The following is a 22,450-nucleotide window of genomic DNA, read 5'->3' on the forward strand; positions in this document are numbered from 1 at the left end:
CCCGCTATGACAGGGTGTCGCAGTTGTGAAAAACTACGCAGGGATGCGGAACGATCGAACGATTGATCCCCGTCGAGGTGCGACCTACAGAGCGATATGACCACCGATTCGGCACATCACGCCTACTCACGCCCTCCGATCTTGGAGGCTGTGGTCGAAATTCGTTATGCTGATCAAGCTAATCTATCGCGGGTGGCAAAAGCGAGCGATCGGATAGCGAAGCGATACGACACAGTGACCGCAGAGCAACAAGTCGAAGCAACGATGAATTTCGGAGAGCGGTCTGCCGAGTTTCGAGAGGTTAGCCCGCTTTACCGGCACACCTCGCTTGATCAGGTTGACGTTGTGGCCTTGAGGAATGGCTCGGTCATTTGGTCGCGCTTAGCACCATACTCGGGTTGGGCAGAAATCCGCGCTCGGGTCTCCACCGAAATGGACCTTCTTCATAAGGGGTGGGGCGCTCGCTCGATTAGTCGGCTGGGGCTCCGTTACATAAACCGGTTGGATGTCCCCCGCTCCGACGACAGTCTCTTTCATAACGAGCATTATCTAAATTACCGGCTGGAGGTCGGGCCGCTGCTTGATCCTCAAAATGGCTATCAGTGGTTAACGCGGCGAGTACACGCTGACCGAGCGGGCTTGGTGTCGATCGTACAATCTGCCGTTATTGAGCCAGAGATACCTGAGACCATGGCGTTCACGTTCGACATTGACGTTAGCGCTGATGTTGACGTTCCTCAAAAGCATGACGATATATTAACGAAGCTGGACGAAATGCGGCAGCTAAAGAACGAAATTTTCGAAGCCGGAATAACTCCGCTCGCTAGAAGGGCATTTGCATAATGCACGCAGCTCTGAATTTTGAGACCAGCCCAAGCATCAGCTCGTCCAAACTTAAGGTGTTGCAAAGCCTTCGGAATACGAGCGATCTACCTCTTTCTTTCAAGCCGGTTTCAGCGCCCAGTTTCGACCCGCCTGCGGTTCGGCTGGGCATCGCTCCGGCGCGGCGCAAAACGATAGGGGAAGTGCTCTTTGCTGCTACGGCATCGGTCAAGGTGTGGACGTCGCGCGTCGCGATGCACCTCGATCGAGAGACCCGCGACAGGCTTTTCCGGCAGATAGATGCCCTACATGAAGCGGATGAGTGGGCCGACAGCGATGCGCCGGTTTCGATCGAATCTTATAAATGCTTTGTCCGGGCGGTTGTCTACCACAAGGTGAACAGCCGCCCTGCGCTGGCACTGATGCCGAACGGCAATTTGCTGGCAATGTGGCAGGACAATGCAGACAAATTGACCGTGGAATTCCTACCGGCCAGTCGGACTCGTTGGCTGGTTCAGAACGCTACCCCTAACGGTCCGGAACGCGCGACCGGCACGAGCCCGATTGAAAGACTCCGCGAGGTTCTGCAGCCATACAACGCCGATCGTTGGTTTGATGGTCGCTAGGCGGGCGTTAGCGGATGCTCATCACGTCATGCGCTTTGCGTCAAAGTCAAAGCGCTTTCATGACCCTGATACCGCCTTACCGCTTGGATTGGCGGCTGCGGCGTTTGCGATGCGTGATGAGGACGGCGGCGGGCTTTCGGTAACAGAAGTGGAGTTTTTCGGGCCCCTGTCACCCGACACTCGCCGACAAGCTGCTGTCGCCTATCGCGAGAGCCAAGCCAGTAAGAAATTGGGCGCCGAAGCCGTGTTCGCCTGGGCTAGCGTCGACGCGGTTAAGCGGGCTGCACTTGGATACGAAAAGACGGTCCGGGTCGTTCACGCGCCTGTCGATGGTAATCCCGGTCATGCCGAGGTTCGTCATTTCACCTACGACGATCTTGATCTTCTCGCCTTTTTCGCCAGCGACGTGTTCTTGGATTATGAGATCGTCGCGCAAATGGGCCTGCCACCCCGGCCTGCCTAGTGACTGCGGTCTAGGGTGTCGCTCGGGCTGCACGTGCGGCCCTCGTTCTGAGGCTAGGGCGAGATGTTCGGCCCCGGCTGCGTCGGTAGTGCTTTGTCCGCCGCGGTCCGGCGCTTTCTCTCCTTCTTCTGACTTGCCGTTTTCCGTTGCGACGCGATGATCTCCTGAGAGCGGGCGACATGCCCGACTCGAACAGGAGAAAAAATATGAAGTTAGCAATTCTAGCGGTCGCGCTTTTCACCGCGAGTAGTGCTCAAGCCAGTCGTGGGCCGCATTATGGCGGCGGGCATCACACTTCAAGCCACGGTGGCCACTTCTCTGGCAGCTATGGTGGGTCGAGCCATCGTGGCGGACACTACAGCAGTCGGGTTGGTAGCCACAGCTATGGCACTCATCGGTAAGGGTCCGGGCGAGCGGTTTCTAACGCTCGCCCTACTCCCCGTGGGGTGTAAAATAGGCTGCGCAGAGCCCTCGTATCTGAATACCTTGTGGTCGATCCGCAAGCCGTCGATCGGCTTCTACTTCTGGCCATTCAGCACATAAGTCATTCAGGAATTTCTATCCTGCCTGCCCTGGTGAAACGCTTAACAAGATGGAGAATCTTCTTGCCCTCCGATGTAGGGATAGCGCCGACCCCTTTGCAATCCGGGCAAGCCCCCGGAGATTGCTGAGACCAGCTCCCGCCCCCGCGATCTACGGGCGGTGGCGCATACTCGCCTGATGCTCCGCAATTCGTGCAATCGTTATACAGCGCCTGGGTGTGCTCATTATCCGCCATGATTGCTCCTCTTGCTTACAGCCGCGTTGCCTGCGGACGTGTCCCGTGGCGACCGTCCATCGTTTATCGCCGCGAACAAATCTTTGTACGCCTTGAACCAAGGAACACGCCGGTCTGCCAATTCGACGGAATCTCCAGTTTGGGGGTTGCGACCAGTACGAGCGTCGCGCGCTCGGGTCGTGAACGAGCCGAAGCCGCGAACCTCTACACGCCCGCCATCGGCCAACCGCTGAATAATCGCATCAAAAAACGCGCTAACGATCTTTTCAGCGTCGCCGTCCGGTAGATCGGGCCACTGAGCAGCTATTAGTCTGATGAGATCGGTTCGAACCATGACGCTCCCTTGCCTAGCCCGTAATAGACAATTTCCGGATCATGCGGGCGACGAATATCTCGAATCTTGGCGTTCCGCGCAATCCCGAACACTAGCCGACCCGAGTCGAACCGGCTGGCAGTTTTTTTGCCGATCGCTTGCGTGTTGTTGGGGGCACTAGGTCAGCAGGGGTTTTGTCATGTCATAAAAGGCTTGCAGGTTTTGCGACCAATACGCGCGCGCGCATAGTGCCTGGAAACGATCAATCACCCTTTTTCCTTCTAAGGGACCAACCTAGCCTGACAGGATTTCGGGAGAGCGCAGGGATTGAGCTTACGCGCGTTGCTTCGCGCAGCCCTTTAATCAACGGCTCAACGGTACGAAGAATCGTATCCTCGAGATCGGAGATTTCGTCGACGGTCTTCAGGTAGCGCTCTTCGTCTTCCTCGCTGCGGCTGTTTTGCAACGAAGTGATACGGCGGTCTAGCGACTGCCACTTCCATATTTGCCGCAAAAAAGATTCGATCGTTGTTCGTTCGGCGTCGTCAAAGACCAGTTCTGCAATCTCAAGCGCCTCCCCCGTCGATGTAGCGGCCTCCCGACGCAAAGCACCTTCAACCCAGAAGTGTTGTACCGCAAATCGGACCTTATCGATCGCCACGTTGCGGCGTTCGAGCAGTGCCAAGCGGAACTTCTGATCCTCGACCATCGCCGCACGCATGCTGATCGTGTCCTGCCATCTGTTTTGGCCCCTTGTCGTGAAGAGAACGAGCAAGGCAATGATCCCGGGGCCGAGTTTCCCGATCGTGTCGATGTACCACTGAAACATCGCGTCTCACCCCTGAGAGCAAATCTATGCTGACCAACGCCGCGGTGAAAGCCCCGCGGCCCGCGCGCGACTGCTACAGTAAAATAGAGGGCGGTTTAGAGGGCGGCAGGGCTACGCCATGCAACTTGGGCTCGAGATCGACACGACAACCGCGAATCGTCACCCGGCGCTTATCCTGTGCTTATCTGATGCTATCCGCTGCGTTTGGCGGGATGCCACAGGCTAAAGAAATGGCGGAAAACCTGGCAGGGGAGCTCGGACTCGAACCGAGGGCCTTCGGTTTTGGAGACCGACGCTCTAACCAACTGAGCTACACCCCTATCAGGTGGGCTCGTTTAGCGAGAGGTTGCCTCCGCTGCAAGCACCCTCATGCAGCTTCGCGATTCTGCGCTGCACGCGCCGCCAGGACGCGCGCTTCCTCGACCGGGAGCGGGCGGCCGAAATAATAGCCCTGGACCTTGGTGCAGCCCAATTCCTGGACCATCAGATGCTCGTCCTCGGTCTCGACCCCTTCGGCCGTTGTCGCCATGCCGAGACTCTGCGCGAGTGCGACCACCGCGCGGATGATCGCGATCGCCTCGGGCACCTTCTTCGATGCGCTGATGACGAAGCTGCGGTCGATCTTGATCGTCGAGAAGCGCGTACGGCTGAGATAGCCGAGCGACGAATAGCCCGTCCCGAAATCGTCGAGGCTCAAGCGCACGCCGAGATCGAGGATCCGTTCGAGCAACTTCACCGCGCCGGTATCGTCGCGCATGAACACGCTTTCGGTCACTTCGAGCTCGAGCCGGCGTGCGGGCAGCCCGCTGTTCGCCAGCGCCGAGGCGACCACCGCGACGAACCCCGGATTGTGGAGCTGCTCGGGCGAGACGTTGACCGCGACGCGCGCGTCACCCGGCCATTTCGCCGCTTCGGCACACGCCGAGCGCAGCACCCATTCGCCGATCGGCGCGATCAGTCGTGCATCCTCGGCGAGCGGGATGAACTTGACCGGCGAGATCGGGCCGAGCTCGGGATGCGTCCAGCGCACCAGCGCCTCGAACCCCGTCAGTCGGCCGCTCCCGGCATCGACGACCGGCTGGTAGGTGAGGTGCAGCTCGTCATTGGTCAGCGCCTTGCGCAGCGCTTGTTCGAGCACGCGGCGTTCTTCGGCTGCGACGTGGAGCTGTGGTTCGTAATGGTGGAATTTGCCGCCGCCGGCGTCCTTCGAGCGGTACAGCGCAAGGTCGGCCGAGCGAATCAGCATCTCGGTGGTGCGGCCATCGCGCGGGCCGGTCGCGACGCCGACGCTCGCGCCGGTGTAGAGCGTGTGATGATCGATATCGTAGGGGCGGGCGAGTGCATCGACGATCGTCTGCGCGAGCGTCTCGAGTCGTTGCGTATCGCTCGCGTCGCGCACCACGACTGCGAATTCATCGCCGCCGAGCCGTCCGATGACTTCGTTCGCGCCCATCAGCGTCGTGAGGCGTTCGGCGACACGGCTCAGCAAGCGGTCGCCGATCGGGTGACCCAGCGTGTCGTTGACCGCCTTGAAGCGATCGAGGTCGATCATCATGAAGGCGCAGCGACTGCCCCATTTCTCCGCATCGGCCATCGCGTGTGACAGCGCTTCGTTGACGTGGAGGCGGTTGGGCAAGCCGGTGAGCGTGTCGAACCGCGCCATGCGGTTGATCTTGTCGGCCGAGGCGCGCTGTTCGGTGACGTCGGCGCCGACGCCGCGAAAGCCGAGGAATGCACCGTGATCGTCATAACGCGGGTTGGCGGCGATTTCGTACCAGCGCTCCTGCTCGGCGACGTTGACCGGCAGCACGAGCCCGCGAAACGCCGTGCGGCCTTTGAGATTTTCGGCAAGCGTGCGCAGCGCGGGTGCGAAACTGCCCGAATCCCAGGTCTTCCCGGCGAGCACTTCGAGCAGCGACTTGCCGTTCACGCCGACGGGGTCGAGCCCGACTGACAAGGCGAAGCGCGGCGATGCGCGCACGACGCGGCGCGCAGCATCGGTTTCCCACAGCCAGTCGGCGCTCTCGTCCTGCTTCGCTTCGCGCAGCAAAAGGCTGACGGTCTCGTCGCGCTCGGCAAGCGCGATCTCGCCCGAGCGGATGAGCACGAGCGAACGCGCCCGCGTGAAGCAGCCGATCATCAGCAGCGTGGTGAACAAGGCGACCGAGGCGGCAAGGACCGGCCCGGCGATGCGCAGGACCATGACCGAAATCGCCAGGCCGAGGATGCCGAGAAAGCTCAACGTCGCGAGCGGAAGTGCCGCCATCGCGACAGCGGATGCGGTCATCAGCACCGACAGCACGATCCACAGCCCGAGCGCCGTGCCGACGTCGGGGTTGAACCCGAACGCGAGCGGCGGGACCGACCAGATTGTGGCGAGCGCGATGCCCTCGATCACGGTGTCGCGCACGGCGGCGAGCGTCGCCGCGCCGCGCTGCTTGGCGGCAAGCCGGCGGAAGGTGATCGCGACCGAAATCGCGGCGACCACCGCACCCCAGCAAGCGAGCGCCCAAAGCGGTGCGCTGCGCTGGAGGATCAGCGTGACCATCGCCGCACCGATCACGTTGGCGGCGAGCAGGAACAGCGCCAACTGCCCACCGGCATGGACTTGCGCGGCGCGGATCGGCGCCCAATCGGTGGTGTCCGCCGGATCGTACAGCCCAAGCAGTGCTCGCGCGTCGATATGCGGCTTGGCGAATTGGGATGTGTTTTCGGTGCTCACGCGCCCGCTATACCGCAAGGAGCCTTACCGGAAGGTTAGGCGCAGGCGTTTGCCGGGGAAGGGGCGCGGCGTATCCGCGCGCGCCCTATCCGCAGCAGCGAGGCTTACGCCGCCAGGTCGTACGGCTTGATATCGCCGTTGAGATAGAGGTTGCGCGCCTTGGCGCGGCTGAGCTTGCCCGAGCTGGTGCGCGGCAGCGTGCGCGGCGGGATCAGTTCGATCACGCAGTTCATGCCCGTCACCGAGCGGACGCGCTCGCGGATTTCCTCGCGCAGGCGGACGCGCTCGGCATCGTCCGAGCTGCGGCACTGGACGAGCACCGCGGGGGTTTCCTCGCCGCCCGGCGTGGTGATCGCAAAGGCAGCGATGTCGCCCGCCTTGAAACCGGGGAGCTGCTCGACCGCCCATTCGATGTCCTGCGGCCAGTGGTTGCGGCCGTTGATGATGATCATGTCCTTGGCGCGACCCACGATGTAGACATAGCCGTCGCTCAGATACCCCATGTCGCCGGTGTCGAGCCAGCCGTCGACGAGGCACGCGTCGGTCGAAGCCTGGTCGCGGAAATAGCCGACCATCACCGAGGGGCCCGAGCACCACAATTTGCCGATCGCGCGCTCGGGGAGCGGGGTGCCGTCCTCTTCGCGGATCTCGACCTTCATGTCGCGCACCGGCTTGCCGCAATTGACGATCGCGCGGTAGCGCTGCGGCCGGTCCTCGCCGGCGGCGACGCCCGAAAGCTGCGTTTCCTCGACCAGCTCGACGCGGATCCCCTCGGTCGGGGGCATGATCGAGACGGCGAGCGTCGCTTCGGCCAGGCCGTAGCTCGGCAGGAAAGCGCTCGCCTTGAAGCCGGCATCGGCGAAGGCGTCGACGAAGCTCTGCATCACGTCGGGGCGGATCATGTCGGCGCCATTGCCCGCGAGCCGCCAGCGCGACAGGTCGAAGCGCTCGGACGCCTTGGTCTGGCTCGACATGCGGCGTGCGCAAATGTCGTAGCCGAAGGTCGGCGAATAGCTGATCGAGGTGCCCGGGTTGCGGCTGATCATGTCGAGCCACGCGAGCGGACGCCGCGCGAAATCCTCGGTCTTGAGATAATCGGTCGAAACCTGGTTTGCGACCGGCGAGAGGAAGCAGCCGACCAGCCCCATGTCGTGATACCAGGGCAACCACGAGATGCAGCGATCGCCGGCGATGAGCTGCATGCCATGCGCGTGCGCCGCGAGATTGTTGAGCAAGGCGTGGTGCGTGATCGCGACGCCGTGCGGGAAGCGCGTCGAGCCGCTCGAATATTGCAGATAGGCGATGTCGTCGCCCTTGGCCTGCGGCAGCGCGACGTCGGGCGCGGCGCGCATCGCGAGTTCCGACCAGTCGATGCCGGTGATGCCCGCGACCGTCGCAGCATCGGCGCCCATCTGCGCGAGCTCGGGCGGGTAGATCAGCAGGGTGGGATCACAGCTGGTGAGCTGGACGCGCAATTGCTCGATATACGTATCGCGGCCGCCGAACGATGTCGGCAGCGGCAGCGGGACGGGCCACGCGCCAGCATAGATGACGCCGAAGAAAAGCGCGGCGAATTCGGGGCTGGTCTCGGCGACGACGGCGATACGGTCCTCGGGCCGGATTCCCGATGCGATAAGGCGACGCGCGACCACCTGCGCATCCTCGCGCAGTTCGGCGAACGGATAGGGCCGCGCGAGCGCGCCGCGGGCATCATGAAAATTCAGGCCGCGGACGCCGGTTGCGGCATAATCGAGCGCTGCCCCCAGCGTCTCGAAATCGGCAAAACGACGCAAAAGCGTGTCTTCGGTCGGCGTCGCGAGCAGGGCAGGCGGAGCGGCTGCACCCTTCCGCTCGTCCGACTGCGTATCTATCGTCTTGAAATTCATTGGTCTTTGCGCCCTTGATCGCGGCATCCTGCGTTGGCCGCGCCTCTATGTCTCGTCTTCAGCACGCACCCCTGCTTATGCCAAGCGTTCAAAATCGGGACCGACTATGGCACAATGATGGCGTCATGCACGATCCAGCCCCGAAACGATCCGCTCGCAAAGAGATACGCGTTGCGCCGCCGTTAGATGCGGCGGCGCTCGAACGGCTCGCTTTACGCTATGTCGAGCGCTTTGCGACGACGCGTGCCCGGTTGACGGCGTACCTCGTCCGCAAGATCCGCGAGCGCGGCTGGGACGGGGCGCACGCGGCGCCCGAAGCGCTCGCCGAAAAGCTCGCCGAACTCGGCTATATCGACGATCGCGCCTTTGGCGAGGCGCGCGCCGCGGCGATGGGGCGGCGGGGCTTGGGCAAGCGGCGCGTGACCGGCGCGCTCCACCATGACGGGATCGACGAGGCCGACAGCGCCGCGATCGTTCCCGCGGTCGAGGAGCGCGCTCTCGAGACCGCGCTGGCGTTTGCGCGCCGCAGGCGGATCGGCCCGTTCGCGCTGGCGCAGGCCGAGCGGCCACTCCGCGAAAAGCATATCGCCGCGATGATTCGCGCCGGCCATGACTATGCCCTTGCCCGACGGATTGCCGCGATGGCCCCCGGCGAAGTTTTCGATACGCTCAGCTAATGAATCCTGTATAGTTCAAATAAAAGTACCGGTTCGGACCGAAGGGCGGAAGATATTGCTTCGCGCTCAGACCGTGCTTATTATTGTGCCGGGGGAAGTGGCGATGCGCAACGAAACGATTCCGGCGCTTGGGGCGCTGGATTGGAAAGAAGAGATGGAGTTTTCCGGCGCAGAGTCGTCGGATTCCGCGCGCGTCTATACTGGCGTGCTCAAATGGTTCGATATGACGCGGGGGTTCGGCTTTCTCGTCGCGGACGATGCGTCGGTCGGCGACATCCTGATCCATTTTTCGTTGCTGCGCCCGCATAACCGCCGCAGTCTGCCCGAGGGCGCGCGGCTCGAATGCCTCGCCGGAATGCGCGACCGTGGCTTGCAGGCGACCGAGATCCTGTCGATCGACCTTTCCAACGCGATCGAGCCGCTCCAGCGCCCGCGCAGCGACGCGCTGCGGAACGATGTGCTCGGTTTGCTCGATCAGGCCGGGCCGTTTGAACCGGTGACGGTGAAATGGTTCAATCGTCTCAAGGGCTATGGTTTCCTGATGCGCGATGGCGATTCGGGCGATATCTTCGTCCATGTCGAAACGCTGCGGCGCGCAGGCTTTGCCGAGGTCGAGCCCGGCCAACGGCTGCGCGCGCGGATGAGCGCGGGCGACAAGGGGCCGCTTGCGGTAGCGGTCGAAGAGGAAGGCTGAGCGTACCCATGTTTGTTGCAATCGCGCGCGCGGCGGCGCTCGCTTTGGTGCTCGCGACCGCTGGATGCAGCGCGGCGCCCACGACTCAAGCTGCCGAGGCGCCCGCCGGGACGATCGCGCTGACGATCGCCAGCAGCAACGGCACGCACGCCTTTGCGGTCGAACTCGCCAAGACCGAGGAAGCACAGCAGCGCGGGCTGATGTTCCGCACCGATATTCCGCTCAATGGCGGGATGCTGTTCGCGCCGTACCCGCCCAAGGGCCCGCCGCGCGAGGCGAGCTTCTGGATGAAGAACACGCCGAGCCCGCTCGACATCCTGTTCATCCGCCCCGACGGGACGATCGCGCGGATTGCCGAAAACACCGTCCCGCAATCCGAAGCGCAGATCCCCTCGGGCGAGCCGGTCAGCGCGGTGCTCGAGTTGCGGGGCGGACGCGCGCTCGATCTGGGGATCAGCGAGGGCGATCATGTCAGCTGGCAAGGGCGCCCGGCGAAGTGATCGCGGTTGAAGGCGGCGCGAGCCCGCGCTAAGCGCTACGCCATGGGCATCAATCTCAATCCTTTCACGTGGTGGACCGGCGCGAGCTGGGGCACGGCATTCGGTCTGCGCGGCAAGGCGCGTGTCGGCGAAGACGCGCTCGGCAACGTCTATTACGAGGGCGGCGCCGACACCGCGGGCAACCCGCGGCGCTGGGTGATCTATAACGGCGTCAATGATGCCAGCCGCGTGCCGCCCGAATGGTTTGGCTGGCTGCATCATCAAGTCGCCGATGTCCCCTCGCGCGCGCTGCCCGCGCCGCGCGCCTGGCAGATCCCCGCCGAGCCCAATCTCACCGGCACGCTTGCTGCGTATCGGCCGAGCGGTGCGCTTGAAAAGGGTGGCGTGCGCGCCGCCGCGACGGGCGATTACGAAGCCTGGACCCCCGACGCGTGATTCGCCGCGCGTTGGTGGGCGTGGTGCTGGTGTCGCTGGCGGTAACCGCCTGCGGCCCGACCAAGACCGCCGCGCCGACGCAGCAGCCGACTCCCGAGACCGCGCTCGACGCCGACACTAGCGCTGCCAATATCGTGACGGTCGATGTCGGTGGCGGCGTCGACCCGAGCTTCGGCGCGACGCCGATGGCGCAGCGCGTCGCGACGCTCGGACTGCTCAACAAGCGCAACGGCGTCGCGCGCGACGTGACGCTCAAGCCCGGTACTGCAGTACGCGTCGGCGATGTCGTGATCCGGCTGCGCGCGTGCGAGCAGACCGCGCCGTGGGAGCAGGAGCATTATACCGGCGCGTTCGTCCAGCTCGACGTGCAGGGCACCGACAAGGTGTGGCGCCGTCCGTTCTCGGGGTGGCTGTTCAAGGAACGGCCCGCGCTCAACGTCGTGCCGCACCCGATCTACGACGTCTGGGTCAAGAGCTGCGCGATGACCTTCCCCGAAGGCGGACCCGAGTCGGTTTCCGGCGGCGGTCCGGCCGAGTCGAGCGCGAAGCCGCGGTCGAGTGCGAAGAAATCGGCGACCGAGACCGACGAAGCCGATGAGCCGATCGCAGAGGATACCGCGGGCGACAGCAACGCGAGATAGGCCGCGCGGCTGATCTCGACCGCCCCCAACGAGGCGAGATGATCGGTCATGAACTGGCAATCGAGCAAGCTGAACCCGCCGACGCGCAGCCGCGCGACGAGCCACGCGATCGCGACCTTCGACGCGTCGCGCGCGCGGCTGACCATGCTCTCGCCGAAGAACGCGTGGCCGAGCGCGAGCCCGTAAAGCCCGCCGACCAGCGTCTCGCCGTCCCAGACTTCGATCGAATGCGCGAAGCCGAGCGTGTGCAGCGTGTTGAAAACCTGTTCGATCGGCCCGTTGATCCAGGTGTCGGGGCGATCCTCGGCCGATTCGGCGCACAAGCGCAGGATGTCGGGGAAGGCACGGTCGGCGGTGACGCGGTAGCGCTCGGCGGCGATCGTCTTGCGCAGCGATTTCGAGAGGTGGAAACCGTCGAGCGGCAGGATCGCGCGGTCGTTGGGCTCGACCCAATAGACGTCGTCGATGTCGCGCCCATCGGCCATCGGGAAGACGCCGACCGAATAGGCGCCGAGCACGAGATTGGGATCGAGCGGCGTGACGCGCGGTCTCACGCGGCGAGGCGGCGCTCGATCGCCTGCCACAGACTGGCAAACGCCTGCGCCCCCGCCGAACGTGGCGCGAAGCTGCCGACCGCTTCGCGTCGCACGGTGACTTGCTCGACCTGGCTCGCCATCGGGATCACCGGCCAGTCGGGATGCCGCGCGATCGCGTCGGCGTGGAGCTTGCGGCGGCGGTCGACCATCGAATGGACCGGCATGACCTCGACCTTGGCGCCGAGATGCTTGACCACTTCGGCAAGCGCGCGTTCGGACAAAGGCGAGGGGATGACGGGAACGACGATCAGATCGGCGGCGCGCATCACCTGATCGCTCGTCTCGGTCAGGCCGGGCGGGCAATCGAGCAGCACGCGGTCATAATTCTTGCGCAGGCCGACGAGCAGTTTCTGCAGCCGCTTCTTCTTGTCGAGTTCGTGGAACAGCAGATCGAGCCCGCGCAGCGAGGCATCGGCGGCGAGCAGGTCGAGCCGCGCGACCGCGGTCTGCTCGATCAGCTTTTCGGGTTCGACGTCCTTGGCGAAGACCGATTGCGCCTGTTCGCGCGGCTTGGTGCCGGCGGCGCGGTTCGACAGGAGAAAGCTCGAAGCGGCTTGCGGGTCGAGATCCCACAACAGCGTCCGGCGCGACGACAGCGTGGCGGCGCACCAAGCGAGGTTCACCGTCAGCGTCGTTTTGCCGACGCCACCCTTGAGGCTGTAGATCGCGATCGTCGACATGAAGGGTCCTTATCGTATCGAACGACCCATCGTGGCCAATCGCCGCGGCAGAGGCAAGGTTTGGAGGACGGAAAGCCCCGCCCCCAACCCCTCCCCTGAAGGGGAGGGGCTTTTGAAAGAAGGAAGGATCAGATGTCGCAGAGCTGGGCAGGCTTGCCCGGCTGCGTGAGCGTGACGGCCTTGGGGTTGCCCGTCAGCACATAGCCATCGGCCTTGAGCGGATCGCCGGCCTTTTCGGCGGTGAGCTTGACCGGGGTCGCGTCGGGCTTCGACTTGACCAGCACTTGCTTGTCGCCTTCGAAGAAGGTGACGTAGACGAGGCTGTTGTCCTTGCAGCGCAGCGTCGCTTCGGACTTGATCGCGGGCGGCAGCTCGACCGGCGCCTTGTTGGCGAGGACCGACGCCATCGGGTCGGGCGTGACCGAGGTCACTTCGGTCGGCTTGCTGTCGCAGGCCGAAAGGGCAAGGAGCGCGAACGCGGCGGCGGGGAGGAGTCGAGTGGTCATGCCAACGGCTTCGCGCACGCAACATTGTGCGTCAAGAGGGTAGTGTTACTGCGACGTACACTTTCTTGCGTTGCAATAATTCGGTCATCCGAGGTTCATCTTCATTCATGAAACTCATCAAGATCCGGGATTCTGCCAAAGGCGATCTTGGTTCCGATGCGGTCGATTCGCTCGCCGTGCTGCGGGCCGAGGCTGACCGCGTTGCGCCCGAACTTTTCGTTGATCCGGTCCATCGCGCGGCTGAGCGCGAGTGTGCGGGTTTCGCGTGCGAGCGGGTCGTCGGGGTCGAGCAGGCCGAACAGCGAATCCTGTTCGCCAGCGACAGGTTCGATCTCGGCAAGCGTCACACCGACCATGCGGATCTGGAAATCGCCGCGTCGCGTCCGCCCCGCCGCGATCAGCCGCGGGAACAGCGACTCGAGCGCTGCCAGCACGACGAAGCTGTCCTGCGTCGCGGGCAGTTTGACCGAAGTGCGCCAGCTCGACTTGTCGTCCTCGAAGCGCGCGTGGAGCACCAGGAGCCGCGCGCGGCACTGCTTCCGGCGCAACCGGCTGGTCGCCTTGAACGCGAGCCGGCGTGCGGTGAGGCGGACGGGCACGACGCCGCGCTTGCCGGGCGAGAGCACGTGGCTGTGGCCGATGCTGCGACTTTGCGTCGCCTTTTCGGGTAGGTCGACGCCGTGGAGCTGGTACCACAGCTGATCGCCATTGGTGCCGCCGCACGCGGTGCCGGCGTCGCGCGGGCGGCGTTCGCAATATTGCCGGATGTCGTTGATCCCATCCTGCGCGAGCCGCCGCTCCATCTTCGCGCCGATGCCGCTGATGTCGCGGAGCTGCAGGTCGTAGAGCCGCTGCGGCAAGCTCGCGGCTTCGAGCACGACGAGCCCGTCGGGCTTCTGCATGTCCGACGCGAGCTTGGCGAGCAGCCGGTTGGGGGCGATGCCGACCGAGCTCGTCAGGCATTCGCCGACATGCGCTAGGATCCCGGCCTTGATCCGCCGTGCGAGCGCGGTGGCGTCGGCGACGCTGTTTTCATTGTCGAGCAGGCGGCAGGCGACCTCGTCGATCGAGCAGACCTTGGTGACGGGGAAATGCTTCCAGATCTCGGCGACGATCGCCTCGTGGAATTCGACATATTTGTCGTGGCGGGCGGGGACGACGATCAGCTCGCGGCACAACCGCTTCGCTTCCCAGACGGGCGTGCCGGTGCGGATGCCGAAGCGCTTGGCCTGGATGCTCGCGGCGATCGCGGCGGTGGTATCGCTGTCGACGGGCGCGACGAGGATCGGCTTGCCGCGCAATTCGGGCGCGAGCTGTTGCTCGACTGCGGCGAAATAGCTGTTGAGATCGAGGAACAGCCAGCGCAGCGGCCGCGGCGGAAAAACGTGCGCGTCGCGCCCCGGGGGCGCCTCACAGGGAGGCGCGGCGGCGCGCTCGCGGCCGATTTCCGCTCCGTAGGAATCGGCGGCGCGCTGAGCGGCGGACTCGGGGGCGGTTGTGAACATTGCAGGAACATATCACGCGCTGCATGCCGGGAACAGGGGCTGCAATAGGCTCTCCCCGCACGCACGGGGCAGGGGAGGCACGCGATCGTCCGGGCGATGCGGTCATGGAGATCGGCGAGAGTCTTCTCGTTATGGCCACCACAACATTCTCGATCCCGCCGAGCCGCACCGCGGGCTGCCGCTGATGCGGCGGGTCTCACTGATCAGCCGCGCCATTCCTCGTACAATCGCGCGTTCAGCAATTCGGACGGGGCGCCGGGCAGGGCTTGCAACGGGCGCGAGGAAGGATAGCATCGGCGCCATGGCGCGTCCGATCACCCGCTTCGCCGACTTCTGGCCGTATTACCTGCGCGAGCATGCGCGGCCGCAGACGCGCGCGCTGCATTATGCAGGTACTGGGCTGACGTTCCTGTTCCTTGCGGTTGCGCTGCAATGGGGCGGGTGGTGGTGGCTTGCGCTGCCGATCGCCGGCTACGGTTTTGCCTGGGGCGCGCATTTCGGCGTCGAGAAGAACCGCCCGGCGACCTTCACCTATCCGCTCTGGTCGCTCGCGAGCGATTACCGGATGTTCTTCCTGTGGCTGAGTGGACGGCTGCGGCCGCATCTGCGCGCGGCGGGGGTGGCCTAGCGCGGTTGCTGGCCGCGACGATGTCGGCGTAGGCGCACTTCTATCTGCTCTGTCTGCGAGATTTTCGCTCCAGCGGAGCGTCGCGTCATCGCTCCGTCCGGCCGAGGACTGAAAGGCGGATTTGTCGTCAGCAAAGCGGCCCTCCATTGCAGGGGCGGACAGGCACGCTATGTCTGCGCGATGCACACCACGCCCAACACGCTCGCACTCATCGGCAACACCCCGCTCGTCCTGTTGAAGGGACCGAGCGAAGCCGCCGGTGCCGAAATCTACGGCAAATGCGAATTCGCCAACCCTGGCGCCTCGGTCAAGGACCGCGCCGCGCTCGGGATCGTCGAGGATGCCGAGGCGCGCGGGAGCATCGCGCCGGGTGGCACCTTCGTCGAAGGAACTGCGGGCAACACCGGGATCGGGCTCGCGCTGGTCGCCAATGCCAAGGGCTACAAGACGATCATCGTCATGCCCGAGACGCAGAGCCGCGAGAAGATGGACACGCTGCGCGCGCTCGGCGCCGAGCTCGTGCTTGTCCCGGCGGCGCCCTATTCGAACCCTGGCCATTTCGTCCACACCTCGCGCCGGATCGCCGATGAGACCCCGAACGCGGTATGGGCCAACCAGTTCGACAACATTGCCAACCGCAAGGCGCACATCACCGGCACCGCCGAAGAGATCTGGGCACAGATGGACGGGCGAATCGACGGCTTTACCTGTGCCGCGGGGACGGGCGGGACGATTGCGGGCGTTGGCCTTGGCCTGAAGGCCAAGGACGAGAAGGTCTGCATCGCGCTCAGTGATCCGCACGGCGCTGCGCTGTACGAATATTATGCGCATGGCGAATTGAAGTCGGAAGGGTCGTCGGTCGCCGAAGGAATCGGGCAGGGGCGAATCACCGCCAATCTCGAAGGCGCGCCGATCGACACGCAGTTCCGAATCTCGGATGCCGAGGGGATGGAATGGGTCACACGGCTGCTCGCCGAAGAAGGGCTGTGCCTCGGGCTTTCCTCGGGAATCAACGTCGCCGGCGCGGTTCGCCTTGCACGCCAAATCGGCACCGGCAGCCGAGTCGCGACGATCCTGTGCGACAGCGGTTTCCGTTACCTATCAACGCTCTACAACCGCGCATGGCTAGAGGCCAAGGGGCTGGTCGTTCCACCTTGGTTACTGCACGATTGATCGCGGGATCGACAACCGCGCCTTAACACGTTACATTTATGCCACAGCTTATGAAAATCATCGCCCAGGATCCGGCTCAGACGAGCCAGCGCGCCAAGGTCGGCATGATCGGTCTCGCCGCCGTTTTGCTGCTCATCGGCCTCGCTTCGGCGATTTTCGCGACTGCCAACCACGATCGGCAAGTCGCGGCGATCGGCAGTGCGCGGCCAGACGTCGTCGCCAATATGGTCGCGGCGAACATCGTCGATCCCAACGCGCCCAAGGAGCCGCTTGCCGAACTCGGCGTCGCGCCGAGCGCTGCCAGGCCCGATGGCAATACCGTCGAAACGCGTCCTGCCGCAGCCAAGCATTGAGCGTGGGAGAGGTGGGGATTTTACGGGAAACCCACCCGCGACCTGCGTTTTGCGCGGGTGTTCACCCTCGTTTTGCGCCGCATCTTCGAACACAGCGAGAACAACCTGATATGGCGCAAAAATCTTCGAGGCTGAATCGAAGCGATTGAGCTCATTTCCCGGCACATCCCCGGATTTCCCCTTGTGTCCCCGATTGGCCCCATGGTACCTGTTCGCTACAGGGACAGACTTATCTCGCCTGCGCGTCATGCGCTGACACTACAGGCACCGAAATTTGCGATTGGGCACTTTTCGGTTCGGGAGAGGCTTGTCCGCCGTGTGCGGGGGAAGCGTGGAAGACCGGAGCGATTATCAGGGGGAGGGACTGGGACTTGTCGATGACAAGGGCCGGGTCGCGATTCCTGCATCGCTGCGTCAGGCGCTCGCCGCCAACAGCCCACGCGCCGACGGCAAGGACGGCGGCACCGTCATCATCGGTGTCCATCCCGAGCAGACCTGCCTGCGCGCGTACGATCCGGGCTATGTCCGCATCCTGAAGGCGGAGGTCGAGGATCTCCAGGCGCGCCACATCGCCGAGCACGGCAAGCCCGACTTCAACCTCAAGCGCCGCAACGCCAGCGGTGAAGCCGTGCCGTTCGATGGATCAGGCCGCTTCATCATGCCCGGCTTCCCGCGCGATTATGCGCGGATCGCCGAGAATGCGTTCTTCTGGGGTACGTTCGACTGGATCGACATCTGGGATCCCAAGACGCTGCTCGACGCGGTCGGCGTCGATGATGCGATGCAGGCGGCGTGCCGCTATCATTGCAAGACCAAGGGGATCGCGCTGTGAGCGACGTGATCCAGGCCGATGCCCCGCATATCCCCGTGCTGCTCGACGAAGTGCTCGACGCGCTCGCGATCGAGGCTGGTGAACGCCATGTCGACGCGACCTTTGGTGCGGGCGGCTACACGTCGGGCATGCTCGCGCGCGGCGCGCGCGTCTTCGCCTTCGACCGCGATCCCGATGCGATCGCGGCGGGGGGCGTACTTGTCGATTCCTCCGCCGGCGCGCTGACGCTGATACCGGCGACTTTCTCGGCGCTCGACAGCGAACTCGCAGTGCGCGACGCCATGCCGGTGCAGGGCGTGACGATGGATATCGGCGTTTCGTCGATGCAGCTCGACCAGGCCGAGCGCGGCTTTTCGTTCCAGTCCGATGGCCCGCTCGACATGCGGATGAGCCAGGAGGGGGAGAGCGCCGCCGACTTCCTCAACACCGCCGACGAAGCCGAGATCGCGCACGTCATCAAGGAATATGGCGAGGAGCCGCGCGCGCGCCGCGTCGCGCAGGCGATCGTCTACAACCGCCCGATCGCGCGCACCGGCGAGCTGGCGCGGATCGTGCGCAAGGCGCTCGGCTACAAGCCGCATGACAAGAAGGATCCCGCGACGCGGACCTTCCAGGCGATCCGCATCCATATCAATCGCGAGCTGGGCGAGCTCGAGGACGGCCTCGCCGCCGCCGAACGCGCACTCGCGCCCGGCGGGCGGCTCGCGATCGTGACCTTCCACAGCCTGGAAGATCGCATGGTCAAGCGCTTCCTGCGCGAACGCTCGGGCTCGCTGCCGTCGGGGTCGCGGCATCTGCCCGAGGTCGCGGCGAAGCACGCCCCCAGTTTCGAAGAGGTCGGTCGCCCGGTGAAGGCGAGCGAGGACGAGATCGCGCGCAACCCCCGCGCGCGGTCGGCAACGTTGCGGACGGCACGACGGACCGGTGCCGCCGCATGGTCAGAAGGAAGTTTGTAATGCTGGGTCTTGCGGGCAAGAGTCTCGGTTGGTTCCTCGCCGGCGTCGCGGTGGCGCTCGGCTTCCTGCTGGTGCCGTTGCAGGTTGCCGCCGAGCGCAAGCGACTCGACCGCACCGCCGCCGACATCGTCCGCGCCAAGCGCGACATCCGCGCGCTCGAGACTGAGTTCGACACGCGCGCCAACCTTGCCCAGCTCGACAAGTGGAATGCCGAGACGCTGGGGCTGGTCGCCCCTGCGGCGGACCAGTTCGTCGCCGACGAGAGCGCTTTGGCGTCGATCGAACCGACGCAGCGTGGCACGGCGCCGCAAATGGCCTCGTTCGTTCCAGCCGCTCCCGCTGCCGTGGCGATGAGCCAGCAGCCGGTGATCCAGCCTGCGGTCGCGACCGCCGTTGCACCGGCCCCGCCACGCGCCGCCGCCGCCTCCGCGCCGGCGCAGCGGGTCGCACCAGTGTCGGGTGCTGTCGCGGCGCCCGTGGCCCGTACCGCGATGGCGTCGGTCAGCCGCGAGCGTCCCCGTGCCGCGGTCGCCTTGCTCGATCGCGCCTTGCTCGACGATAGCGTGATCGGCGATCTGCGCAGCAGCGCGCGCGCTGAAAAACGGACCTCTCGATGAGCACGTTGGTCGCCCGCCCCGTCCCCGCCCGTCGCTCGAACGATCAGCGGCATGCGCTGGTCGCGGTGGCGCATGTGCGGTTGATGATGCTGATGCTGCTGATCGCGGCGGGCTTTCTGTTGGTGATCGGGCGGATCGCGTTGCTCGGGCTGTTCGGCGGCCCGGCGGGTGCGGCGACGCTCGCGATCAATCCGGTGGTGCGCGGTGACATTCTCGACCGCAACGGCCAGCCGCTCGCGCGTACGATCGAGGCGTGGACGATCGGCGTGCGCCCGGGCGACGTGCTCGGCGATCGGCAGGAGCTGGCGGGGCGGCTCGCCGGGCTGATGCCCGAGCATGATTCGGCCTGGTATCTCGACCGGCTGACGATGAAGGCCAAGTTCACCTATCTCGACAAGCACGCGTCGCCCGCGATGGTGAACCAGGTCCACGCGCTCGGCGAACCCGGCATCGTCTTTGCGCGCGAGCCCGAGCGGCTCTATCCGCAGTCGACGATGGCGGCGCACGTGCTCGGCTATATCGGGCCGACCGGCACCGATCCCAAGATTCTCGGTCGCGCCGGTGTCGAGCGCGCGTTCGAGCAGCGCCTCACCGATCCGACTCGCCGCGGCGACGCGATCGACCTGTCGATCGATGCGCGCGTGCAGGGCGCGATGGAGAGCGAGCTCAGCCGCGCGATGGTGATGTTCCAGGCGCGCGCCGCGACCGGGCTGGTGCTCGACGTGCGGACCGGCGAGGTGATCGCGATGGCGTCGCTGCCGGTGTACAATCCCAACAAGTTGACCGGCACCACCAGCGACGCTTTGCGCAACAACGTCACGCAATCGGTCTACGAGCTCGGCTCGACCTTCAAGCCGATCACGATGGCGACCGCGATCCAGACCGGCACGATCACCTCGATGGCGCGCCGCTTCGATGCGACCGCGCCGCTCAAGGTCGGCAGCTATACGATCCATGACGAGCGCGGCGATCCTAAGCGCTGGCTCAACATCCCCGAGACGCTGATCTATTCGTCAAACGTCGCGACCGCGCGGATCGCCGACGAGATCGGCAAGGACAAGCTTTCGGCGATGTTTACCGCGATGGGCTTTGGCGAGCGCCCCTCGATCGAGCTGCGCGAGCGCGCCGGGCCGATCTGGCCGCGCTACTGGGGGCGCACCACGGTGATGACGACGGCGTACGGCCACGGCATCGCGGTGACGCCGCTGCATCTCGCCAACGCTTATGCGACGATGGTCAATGGCGGCATCTGGCGGCCGACGACCTTGCTGAAGGTGGCGCCCGGCCAGGCGGCGGCGGGGCGGCGCGTGTTGAGCGAGCAGACCAGCGCGCGGATGCGCCAGCTGCTGCGGCTCGTCTGCCTTTACGGCACCGGGCGCAAGGGCGATGCGCCGGGCTACCGCGTCGGCGGCAAGACAGGGACGGCCGAGGCGGCTTCGAACGGCGGTTACGACCATCATCGCAACGTCGCGACCTTCGTCGCGGCCTTCCCGATGGATGCGCCGCGCTACGTCGTGCTGGCGATGCTCGATTCGCCGCAGGGCACCAAGGAGACGGGCGGCTGGAAGACCGCGGCGTGGAACGCGGCGCCCGTGGTGGGCCGCGTGATCGCGCGCACGGGGGCGATCCTCGGTGTGATGCCCGATACGCGGCGCGAGGTGAATCTCGCCGATCTGCAACCGATGCTGAGCCTCGTCGCGGGTGCCAAGCCCCCGACCGGCGGAGAAGAGCAATGAAGCTTTCGGCGCTGGTTCCCGGCGCCCCGGATACGACGGTGACGGGATTTGCGATCGACCATCGCAAGGTCGCGCCGGGCGTGGTGTTCGGTGCGTTCCAGGGTGCGGTCGTCAATGGCGAGGATTTCGTCCCCGCCGCGGTGGCCGGTGGCGCGATCGCGGTGGTGGCGCGGCCCGAGGCGGCGGTCGAAGGCGCGCTGCATGTCGCCGATGCCGAGCCGCGGCGAAAATTCGCCGAGCTGGCGGCGCGCTTCTTCGCGCCTTTCCCGCGGATGGCGGTCGCAGTGACAGGGACCAACGGCAAGACCTCGACCGTCGAGATGGTGCGCCAATTGTGGCGGATGGCGGGGTTCCATGCCGCCTCGATCGGGACGCTTGGGGTGACGACGGGCGACGACCAGGTCTCGACCGGCCTCACCACGCCCGACGTAGTGACCTTCCTCTCGAACGTCGCGGGGCTGGCGCGCGAGGGCGTGAGCCATGTCGCGTTCGAGGCTTCGTCGCATGGCTTGTCGCAATATCGCACCGAAGGCCTGCGCGTGTCGGCGGCGGCGTTCACCAACCTCAGCCGCGATCATCTCGATTATCACGGCACGATGGAGGCGTATCTCGAGGCCAAGCTGCGATTGTTCTCCGAAGTGCTCGTCGAGGACGGCGTCGCGGTGGTGTGGTCCGATGATCCGATGGCGGCCCGCGTCGCCGAGGTCGCGCGGTCGCGCGGGATCCGGGTGATCTCGGTCGGGACGCAGGGCGAGACGCTCAAGCTCGTCGGGCGCGTGCCGACCTTGCTTGGGCAGGGGCTCGCGATCGAAGCCGAGGGTAAGACGTACAAGATCAATCTGCCGCTGATCGGCGCGTATCAGGCGGCCAATGCGCTGGTCTCCGCCGGGCTGGTGATCGCGGCCGGCGGGGATGTGGCAACGACGCTGTCGGCGCTCTCGCGCCTCCAGCCGGTGCGCGGACGGCTCGAGCGTGCGGTGATCGCGCAGAGCGGGGCGGCGGTCTATGTCGATTACGCGCACACCCCCGACGCGCTCGATGCGGCGATCTCGGCGCTCAAGCCGCACGCGGCGGGCAGGCTGATCGTCGTGATCGGCGCGGGCGGCGACCGCGACCAGGGCAAGCGCTCTGCGATGGGTGCGGTCGCGGCGGCGATGGCGGACCAGGTGATCGTGACCGACGACAATCCACGTTCTGAAGATCCGGCGGCGATCCGCGCGATGGTGCTCGAAGGCTCGCCTGGCGCGACCGAGATCGGTTCGCGCCGCGAGGCGATCGCCGCGGCGATCGCCGCGGCGGGGCCGCAGGACATCGTGCTGATCGCGGGCAAGGGGCATGAACAGGGGCAGATCGTCGGCGATCTGGTGCTGCCGTTCGACGATGTGAGTGTTGCGCGGGAGATGGCAGCGTGAGGGGCTCCTTCTTCTTATCCCCCTCCCGCTTGCGGGAGGGGTTAGGGGAGGGGCGTGCCTCAAGCGGCGC

At 65.2% G+C, this 22,450-nt stretch carries 24 protein-coding genes, 1 tRNA gene and 1 pseudogene; 16 read left to right on the top strand and 10 right to left on the bottom strand.

Annotated features, from left to right (window positions below):
- The first annotated feature begins 96 nt into the window (after window positions 1-96).
- From ACP7C5_RS01985 to ACP7C5_RS01995, 3 genes are all read left to right on the top strand, one after another.
- Window positions 97-843 (top strand): TIGR04255 family protein, encoded by a 747-nt coding sequence (locus ACP7C5_RS01985; protein ID WP_426263009.1) that lies wholly within the window; start codon window positions 97-99, stop codon window positions 841-843.
- Window positions 843-1,448, top strand: coding sequence for a hypothetical protein (locus ACP7C5_RS01990; protein ID WP_426263010.1), 606 nt, complete (start codon window positions 843-845; stop codon window positions 1,446-1,448). Before ACP7C5_RS01985 ends, ACP7C5_RS01990 begins: the two co-directional genes overlap by 1 nt.
- A 109-nt stretch (window positions 1,449-1,557) precedes the next feature.
- The gene (locus tag ACP7C5_RS01995) at window positions 1,558-1,911 is read left to right on the top strand and encodes a hypothetical protein (protein WP_426263011.1); all 354 of its coding nucleotides are present in this window, start codon (window positions 1,558-1,560) and stop codon (window positions 1,909-1,911) included.
- Window positions 1,912-2,455: 544 nt separating this feature from the next.
- On the opposite strand, the gene ACP7C5_RS02000 is transcribed toward ACP7C5_RS01995, so the two are convergent.
- The 6 genes from ACP7C5_RS02000 to ACP7C5_RS02025 form a co-directional block, all read right to left on the bottom strand.
- Window positions 2,456-2,689: a hypothetical protein gene (locus ACP7C5_RS02000; RefSeq protein WP_426263012.1), complete on the bottom strand. Its 234-nt coding sequence runs from the start codon at window positions 2,687-2,689 to the stop codon at window positions 2,456-2,458.
- Window positions 2,679-3,023 (bottom strand): HU family DNA-binding protein, encoded by a 345-nt coding sequence (locus ACP7C5_RS02005; protein WP_426263013.1) that lies wholly within the window; start codon window positions 3,021-3,023, stop codon window positions 2,679-2,681. Before ACP7C5_RS02005 ends, ACP7C5_RS02000 begins: the two co-directional genes overlap by 11 nt.
- 241 nt (window positions 3,024-3,264) lie before the next feature.
- On the bottom strand, window positions 3,265-3,831 hold the full coding sequence (locus ACP7C5_RS02010; RefSeq protein ID WP_426263014.1) for a hypothetical protein: 567 nt from the start codon (window positions 3,829-3,831) through the stop codon (window positions 3,265-3,267).
- Between the two features lie 243 nt (window positions 3,832-4,074).
- Window positions 4,075-4,151: transfer RNA gene (locus tag ACP7C5_RS02015), tRNA-Trp, on the bottom strand.
- Window positions 4,152-4,198: 47 nt separating this feature from the next.
- Window positions 4,199-6,553 (bottom strand): putative bifunctional diguanylate cyclase/phosphodiesterase, encoded by a 2,355-nt coding sequence (locus tag ACP7C5_RS02020; protein WP_426263015.1) that lies wholly within the window; start codon window positions 6,551-6,553, stop codon window positions 4,199-4,201.
- A gap of 104 nt (window positions 6,554-6,657) precedes the next feature.
- Window positions 6,658-8,439, bottom strand: a complete 1,782-nt coding sequence (locus ACP7C5_RS02025) for a fatty acyl-AMP ligase (protein WP_426263016.1) — start codon at window positions 8,437-8,439, stop codon at window positions 6,658-6,660.
- A 125-nt stretch (window positions 8,440-8,564) separates the two neighbouring features.
- Between ACP7C5_RS02025 and ACP7C5_RS02030 the strand changes: the two genes are divergently transcribed.
- The 5 genes and pseudogenes from ACP7C5_RS02030 to ACP7C5_RS02050 form a co-directional block, all read left to right on the top strand.
- Entirely contained in the window at window positions 8,565-9,116 is a 552-nt protein-coding gene (locus tag ACP7C5_RS02030) for a regulatory protein RecX (protein ID WP_426263017.1), read from the top strand.
- A gap of 103 nt (window positions 9,117-9,219) precedes the next feature.
- Entirely contained in the window at window positions 9,220-9,810 is a 591-nt protein-coding gene (locus ACP7C5_RS02035; protein ID WP_426263018.1) for a cold-shock protein, read from the top strand.
- A gap of 8 nt (window positions 9,811-9,818) precedes the next feature.
- On the top strand, window positions 9,819-10,310 hold the full coding sequence (locus ACP7C5_RS02040; protein WP_426263019.1) for a DUF192 domain-containing protein: 492 nt from the start codon (window positions 9,819-9,821) through the stop codon (window positions 10,308-10,310).
- 42 nt (window positions 10,311-10,352) lie between these two features.
- Entirely contained in the window at window positions 10,353-10,745 is a 393-nt protein-coding gene (locus ACP7C5_RS02045) for an NADH:ubiquinone oxidoreductase subunit NDUFA12 (RefSeq protein WP_133190040.1), read from the top strand.
- A 185-nt stretch (window positions 10,746-10,930) separates the two neighbouring features.
- A pseudogene (locus ACP7C5_RS02050) lies at window positions 10,931-11,164 on the top strand (DUF2155 domain-containing protein); the annotation flags it as partial.
- Between the two features lie 35 nt (window positions 11,165-11,199).
- Here the strand turns inward: ACP7C5_RS02050 and aat are convergent.
- From aat to ACP7C5_RS02070, 4 genes are all read right to left on the bottom strand, one after another.
- Complete coding sequence (gene aat, locus ACP7C5_RS02055; protein ID WP_426263377.1) at window positions 11,200-11,871, bottom strand: leucyl/phenylalanyl-tRNA--protein transferase; 672 nt, start codon at window positions 11,869-11,871, stop codon at window positions 11,200-11,202.
- A gap of 65 nt (window positions 11,872-11,936) precedes the next feature.
- Complete coding sequence (locus ACP7C5_RS02060) at window positions 11,937-12,662, bottom strand: ParA family protein (RefSeq protein ID WP_189675492.1); 726 nt, start codon at window positions 12,660-12,662, stop codon at window positions 11,937-11,939.
- 128 nt (window positions 12,663-12,790) lie between these two features.
- A complete protein-coding gene (locus tag ACP7C5_RS02065; RefSeq protein WP_133190034.1) occupies window positions 12,791-13,168 on the bottom strand; it encodes a hypothetical protein in 378 nt (125 codons plus the stop codon).
- Between the two features lie 101 nt (window positions 13,169-13,269).
- Window positions 13,270-14,673: a type VI secretion protein ImpB gene (locus ACP7C5_RS02070; protein ID WP_426263020.1), complete on the bottom strand. Its 1,404-nt coding sequence runs from the start codon at window positions 14,671-14,673 to the stop codon at window positions 13,270-13,272.
- A 301-nt stretch (window positions 14,674-14,974) separates the two neighbouring features.
- Between ACP7C5_RS02070 and ACP7C5_RS02075 the strand changes: the two genes are divergently transcribed.
- From ACP7C5_RS02075 to ACP7C5_RS02110, 8 genes are all read left to right on the top strand, one after another.
- A complete protein-coding gene (locus ACP7C5_RS02075) occupies window positions 14,975-15,301 on the top strand; it encodes an Mpo1-like protein (RefSeq protein ID WP_426263021.1) in 327 nt (108 codons plus the stop codon).
- Window positions 15,302-15,481: 180 nt separating this feature from the next.
- A complete protein-coding gene (locus ACP7C5_RS02080) occupies window positions 15,482-16,474 on the top strand; it encodes a cysteine synthase A (RefSeq protein WP_133190030.1) in 993 nt (330 codons plus the stop codon).
- A 50-nt stretch (window positions 16,475-16,524) separates the two neighbouring features.
- The gene (locus ACP7C5_RS02085) at window positions 16,525-16,827 is read left to right on the top strand and encodes a hypothetical protein (protein ID WP_426263022.1); all 303 of its coding nucleotides are present in this window, start codon (window positions 16,525-16,527) and stop codon (window positions 16,825-16,827) included.
- Between the two features lie 331 nt (window positions 16,828-17,158).
- A complete protein-coding gene (locus tag ACP7C5_RS02090; protein WP_133190026.1) occupies window positions 17,159-17,659 on the top strand; it encodes a division/cell wall cluster transcriptional repressor MraZ in 501 nt (166 codons plus the stop codon).
- Window positions 17,656-18,615, top strand: a complete 960-nt coding sequence (gene rsmH / locus ACP7C5_RS02095) for a 16S rRNA (cytosine(1402)-N(4))-methyltransferase RsmH (RefSeq protein ID WP_426263023.1) — start codon at window positions 17,656-17,658, stop codon at window positions 18,613-18,615. Before ACP7C5_RS02090 ends, rsmH begins: the two co-directional genes overlap by 4 nt.
- A complete protein-coding gene (locus ACP7C5_RS02100) occupies window positions 18,615-19,232 on the top strand; it encodes a hypothetical protein (RefSeq protein ID WP_426263024.1) in 618 nt (205 codons plus the stop codon). The genes rsmH and ACP7C5_RS02100 overlap by 1 nt, the downstream gene beginning before the upstream one ends.
- Window positions 19,229-20,968, top strand: coding sequence for a peptidoglycan D,D-transpeptidase FtsI family protein (locus ACP7C5_RS02105; protein WP_133190020.1), 1,740 nt, complete (start codon window positions 19,229-19,231; stop codon window positions 20,966-20,968). Before ACP7C5_RS02100 ends, ACP7C5_RS02105 begins: the two co-directional genes overlap by 4 nt.
- Window positions 20,965-22,380 (top strand): UDP-N-acetylmuramoyl-L-alanyl-D-glutamate--2,6-diaminopimelate ligase, encoded by a 1,416-nt coding sequence (locus tag ACP7C5_RS02110; RefSeq protein WP_426263025.1) that lies wholly within the window; start codon window positions 20,965-20,967, stop codon window positions 22,378-22,380. The genes ACP7C5_RS02105 and ACP7C5_RS02110 overlap by 4 nt, the downstream gene beginning before the upstream one ends.
- Window positions 22,381-22,450 lie beyond the last annotated feature (70 nt).

This window comes from Sphingomonas sp. PWP1-2, assembly GCF_049898305.1.
In the GTDB taxonomy this organism is placed as follows: domain Bacteria; phylum Pseudomonadota; class Alphaproteobacteria; order Sphingomonadales; family Sphingomonadaceae; genus Sphingomonas; species Sphingomonas glacialis.